Source organism: Pseudactinotalea sp. (assembly GCF_048594945.1).
Classification (GTDB): Bacteria; Actinomycetota; Actinomycetes; order Actinomycetales; family Beutenbergiaceae; genus Pseudactinotalea.
The window spans coordinates 1-4637 of sequence record NZ_JBMDXJ010000305.1; the positions used below are offsets into that span (position 1 = coordinate 1).

The 4637-nt window shown below is 72.8% G+C and carries 6 protein-coding genes; 2 read left to right on the plus strand and 4 right to left on the minus strand.

What is annotated here, in order from left to right:
* The 4 genes from ACOJSN_RS13430 to rimP all read right to left on the minus strand — a co-directional run.
* On the minus strand, positions 1 to 748 hold a 748-nt coding region (locus ACOJSN_RS13430; protein WP_420113008.1), incomplete at its 3' end, for a translation initiation factor IF-2 N-terminal domain-containing protein.
* 127 nt (positions 749 to 875) lie between these two features.
* A complete protein-coding gene (locus ACOJSN_RS13435; RefSeq protein WP_420113013.1) occupies positions 876 to 1130 on the minus strand; it encodes a YlxR family protein in 255 nt (84 codons plus the stop codon).
* A 114-nt stretch (positions 1131 to 1244) separates the two neighbouring features.
* On the minus strand, positions 1245 to 2267 hold the full coding sequence (gene nusA, locus ACOJSN_RS13440) for a transcription termination factor NusA (RefSeq protein ID WP_420113009.1): 1023 nt from the start codon (positions 2265 to 2267) through the stop codon (positions 1245 to 1247).
* A gap of 1 nt (position 2268) precedes the next feature.
* Positions 2269 to 2766 (minus strand): ribosome maturation factor RimP, encoded by a 498-nt coding sequence (gene rimP / locus ACOJSN_RS13445; protein ID WP_420113010.1) that lies wholly within the window; start codon positions 2764 to 2766, stop codon positions 2269 to 2271.
* A gap of 195 nt (positions 2767 to 2961) precedes the next feature.
* On the opposite strand from rimP, the gene ACOJSN_RS13450 reads away from it, so the two are divergent.
* A complete protein-coding gene (locus ACOJSN_RS13450) occupies positions 2962 to 3846 on the plus strand; it encodes a hypothetical protein (protein WP_420113011.1) in 885 nt (294 codons plus the stop codon).
* A gap of 109 nt (positions 3847 to 3955) precedes the next feature.
* On the plus strand, positions 3956 to 4637 hold a 682-nt coding region (locus ACOJSN_RS13455), incomplete at its 3' end, for an aminoglycoside phosphotransferase (RefSeq protein WP_420113012.1).

A 4637-nucleotide genomic window follows, 5' to 3' on the forward strand; every position in this document is an offset into this window, starting at 1 on the left:
CACCACCGGGGCCACCGCCACCGGGACGACCGCCACCGCGACCGCCACCGCCGCCACCGCGTGCAGGTGCGCCGGGACGACCGACCGAGGACCGGTCCGGCATCATCCCGGGGGTCGGGCGAGAACCGCCGCGCGGCGCACCCGGGCGCGGGCCACCGCTGCCACCGGGGCGCGGCATCCCTTGCGAGGACGCGAACGGATTGTTGCCCGGGCGCGGCGTGCCGGAACCGCCGCGGTCACCACGGTCACCTCGGTCGCCGCGGTCGCCGCGGTCGGAGCGCTGCCCCGGGCGCGGCATCCCCTGCGAGGACGCGAACGGGTTGTTGCCCGGCCGTGCTGCCGGACGTGGGGCCGCGGGCCGGGGAGCTGCGGGCCCGGGGGTCGGGGCGGACGACGCGGGATCGGCCGCTGCCGCCGGCCGCTCCTCGCGGGGCTCTTCCGGCTGTGCCTGCGGTGCCGGCTCCGGCGCGGGGGCAGGTGCCTCCTGCTCGGGGGCCGGTGCCTTGGGGGCGGGACCGGGCTTGATGCCCGGCTTCGCGGCAGGCTTCGCCGCGGGCTTGGCAGCAGGCTTCTTCTCAGCCTCTGCAGGGGCGTCCGGGAACGCCTCGCGGAGCCGCCGCTGAACGGGCGGCTCGATCGTGGATGACGCTGACTTGACGAACTCGCCCAGTTCCTGGAGCTTGCCCATCACCGTCTTGCTGTCGACGCCGAGCTCTTTCGCGAGCTCGTGAACGCGGACCTTGGCCACACTTCTCCCTGTCTCGGCCCGCCCGGACAGGGTCAGACCGTCGTTAGTGGTGCTTGCTCATCGCTGGGTGCTCATCGGGTGCCCATCGGCCTTGACCCGCTTTCTGAATTCGATGCTCAACGACGTGTCATACGTGGCTCTCGAACCATGCCCTCACCTGATCGATCGGCAGCGACGGCGTCACACGCAGTCCCCGCTGGATCGCCCGGCGAGTCTCGGCACGGTCCAGGCAGTCTGTCTGCGGGTGCAGCCAGACGCCTCGTCCCGGCAGAACGGCTCGGGGATCGACCACCACGGTTGCTGTTGCGGCGTGCCGGTCCACGACCATGCGTACCAGATCGGACCTGTGGGCCTTGCGCCGACATCCCGCACACGTGCGCATCCCGGTGATCGTGGCGGCCGGGGCAGTCGTGCTGACCACCGTAAGACCCTCCAGACCATCCGGGCTGCGGCCCGGGCGACGTGACGTCGGGCGCGTAGCCCGCCGACCAGTGTACTACTCGGCGGGTGCCGCTGCCGCCTCCGGCTCAGGCTCGGTGTCCGGCCGGATGTCGATCTTCCATCCCGTGAGACGCGCGGCGAGGCGGGCGTTCTGCCCCTCCTTGCCGATCGCGAGCGAGAGCTGGTAGTCCGGCACGATCACCCGTGCCGAGCGTGCCTCGAGGTCGACGATCTCCACGCTGCTCACCCGCGCCGGTGAGAGCGCCGAGGCCACGAACGCAGCCGGGTCCTCGACGAAGTCGACGATGTCGATCTTCTCGCCGCGCAGCTCCGCCATCACGGCCCGCACCCGCTGCCCCATCGGCCCGATGCACGCACCCTTCGCGCCGAGCCCCTGCACGTGCGAGCGCACGGCGATCTTGGTCCGATGACCCGCCTCTCGCGCGATCGCGGAGATCTCGACCGAGCCCTCGGCGATCTCAGGAACCTCGTGCGCAAACAGTCGCTTGACGAGGTTCGGGTGCGTGCGAGAGACCGTGATCTGGGGGCCGCGCATGCCGCGGGTGACCTCGAGCACGTAAGCGCGGATCCGCTCGCCATGGACGTAGGTCTCGGTGGGGACTTGCTCGTGCTGAGGCAGGTTGGCCTCCACACCACCGATCTCGATGAGCACGGCGCCGTGACCGCCGCCCTGCTGCACCACACCGGCGACGATGTCGCCCTCCTTGCCGCGGAACGCGCCGAGCACCTGCTCGTCCTCGGCGTCACGCAGTCGCTGCACGATCACCTGGCGTGCCGTGGAGGTGGCGATCCGCCCGAACCCCTCGGGGGTGTCCTCGTACTCGGGGCCCAGGCGGGTCTCGGTCTCACCGTCCTCGCCGGCGACCTCCTCGGCCTCGCGGACCAGCACGGTCACGTGTCCGGAGCCCCGGTTGAGCAGCACGCGCGCGTGCTGCTGCGCGCCCGGGGTGCGCTGGTAGGCCGACAGCAGGGCCTGCTCGATCGCGGTGACCAGCACGTCGAGCGGGATCTCCCGCTCGCGCTCGACCATCCGCAGCGTGGCCATGTCGATGTCCATGTCAGCCCTCCTCGTGCTCGGCTGCGCGGCGCAGCTCGACCTCGATACGCCCCTGGGTGATGCTCGCCAGCGGCACCTCGTGCTTGCGCGGCCCGCCCTTGGCGGCCTCCTCGCTCAGGTGCACCGTGTCAGGGTCGACGGCGACCACTCGCCCGGTCACGGACCCCTCGGGCGTGGTGAGGGTCACCAGCCGTCCCTCGGCGCGGCGGAAGTGGCGCGCCTCACGCAGCGGCCGGCTGACGCCGGGCGTGGTGACCTCGAGCAGGTAGGCGCCCTCGAGCACGTCGTCGACGTCGTCGAGCGCGGCCGAGACCTCCTTCGACACGTCCCCCAGTTGGTCGGAGCCCACGCCTCCGGGACCGTCGGGGAGATCGACGGTCACCCGGACCAGGCGCTTACGCGCGGGTCCTGAGACGTCGACCTCCTCCAGGAAAAGACCCGATCCGGTGACGACCGGAGCGAGGACCTCGTGCAGACGGACTGCGAGTTCGGATCCCATCGTGCCTCCCGCGTGTGAAGTTGTCGGTGCGACCTCACAGCCTACGTCGCCCAGCCGTGCCGCGCACCCGCGTCCCTCGCCTGCCCCACCCTCCCTACTCAACGCCTCGAGGTCATCCGACCCCGCCGCAGGGCCTCCGCATACCTCGAGCGCGCGCGGCGCGAGCGTGACGATCGGCGTGACAGGATCTGGCACATGCTCCGACGCGCCCTCGCTGTGCTCGCGGCTGCGGCGACGGCACTGACGCTCGGCGGCTGCGGTTCGTTGCGGCTGGAGACCGGGGACCCACCGGCACCCAGCGCCGGATCCGAGGAGCAGCTACGTCAGGAGCACGCGGTGCAGACGCAGCGGATTGTCGAGCTCGCGCAGAGTGCGGCCGAGTCCGACCCCGACCTCGCACCGGTGCTCGCGCCGATCGCTGAGGACGCGATGACACAGCTGGGTGTGCTCGGTGGCGTCTGGCGACCATCGGGGCGCCACCTGGAGCCGGCGACCGCCCGAGGTGACGCCGCCGCCGTCGAGACCGCGCTGAGGGATGCGGCCTCGAGCGCGCTCGAGGCCTCGTTGGCCTCCGACAGCGATCTCGCGTCGCTGTTCGCCGGGCTCGCGGTCTCGCGCGCGCTGCGGGCCGACCAGCTCGCGGCGGCACTCGGCACGGAACCGGGCGTCGTCGAACCGGCAACGCCGAGCGCCCTGGACCCGGGTTCGGCGGCAGACCTGATCCGCACCCTCGACGCGCTCGGACAGGCCTGGGAGATCGTCGCGGCACGCGCCGATGACGCCGACCAGGCTCGCGTCCAGGCGCAGGCGTGGCGGGGCGCCGCGCAGCAGGCAGCCGAGCTCGCCGGGGTCGCGGACACCCCGGACGATCCCCGCGCGGTCTCCTACGACCTCGACGCCACCGATCTCGAGGCCACGATCGCCGACCTGGAGTCCGATCTGATGCCGCTGTGGCTCGAACAGGTCCCGACCAGCACCGGCGACGACCGCCGCACCGTGGTGGACCTGGCGCTGACCGCCGCACGCGCCGCAGGCCTCGCCGAGCCGGGCGCGGACATCCCGGCCGTCGCGGGTCGCTGACGCCAAACCTCTCCGAGACCGAGGCTGAGCGGCGAGACCGAGACGTGCGCCCCTCGGTCTCGCCGTGGAGCCTCGGTCTCGACCGCTGTCGGTGTGTACCGTGGCGGTGATGCCGCCACCCGATCACGTACTCGACCTGTTCGCCGTCCCGGGTGACGTGGAGCCGCTCGCCGGCGGCCAGGGAGGCTCGGTCCGCGCGGGCGACCTGGTGCTCTCCCCCGGCCGCGACGCCGCCGTGCAGGGCCTGCTGAGCCCGGTACTCGCCCGACTCGCCGTCGACCTCGACACCCGCGCCGGGCGCGAGCGTCGGGACCTGCGGATCGCGATGCCCATCCCGGCGCGCGACGGCTCCTGGGTGGTCGACGGCTGGGGCGCGTCCCGGTTCGAGCCGGGCGCGCAGCTGCTCGTGGACCTCGAGGCCACGCGCGCAGTCGCCGCAGTGCTGCACGCCGAGCTCGCGCCACGCGTCAGCACCTGGCCACCGGCGCACGAACCTGCGCAGGAACGCTGGTCCACCGCAGAGCGGATCGCATTCGAGGAGGCTGACGTGGAGGTCGACGCCGCCGGCCCTGACGCGGCGCCGCTACTCGGATGGATGCTCGCCGAGCGGGAGCCTGGGGCCGATCTCGGTGACGCTCAGCTCGTGGACGGCGACCTGGCCGGCAACGTGCTCCTCGACGCCGACGGCGCCCCCGTGGTGATCGACATCGCGCCCTACTGGCGCCCACCGCTATGGGCCGAGGCGGTCTGCGTGCTCGACTCCGTGATGTGGTGGGGCGCCGAACCGGACG